This window comes from Mesorhizobium sp. M8A.F.Ca.ET.207.01.1.1, assembly GCF_004794715.1.
Classification (GTDB): Bacteria; Pseudomonadota; Alphaproteobacteria; order Rhizobiales; family Rhizobiaceae; genus Mesorhizobium.
The window spans coordinates 1-286 of sequence record NZ_SRUS01000561.1; the positions used below are offsets into that span (position 1 = coordinate 1).

Here is a 286-nt window from a genome sequence, read left to right on the forward strand (position 1 = left end):
CCGGGGATCAGGTCCAGCGCCTGCTCCATCGGTGCCAGCGCGGCCTGGGCACCGTGCTGTGCGCCGGCCGGCATCTGCTGCAGCATGCGCACGGCCTGGCTGCCATCTTCCAGCGGCAGCGACGGTGCCGGCTTGTCCGGCGCGTTGAGCTGGTAGGCGCGGCTGGCCTTGGACGGATCCACGCGGGTATCCAGCGCCGGGCCGTCGGCGGCCTGGCCGGACAGCTGCCGGCTGATCATGCCCGACAGCCCCAGGCCCTTGCCGCGGGTCATCGCCTCGGCGATCT

The 286-nt window shown here is 73.4% G+C and carries 1 protein-coding gene; it reads right to left on the reverse strand.

Features of this window, described 5'->3' with window-relative positions; genetic code table 11:
* On the reverse strand, positions 1 to 286 hold a 286-nt coding region (locus EN850_RS35830; protein WP_210238105.1), incomplete at both ends, for a hypothetical protein.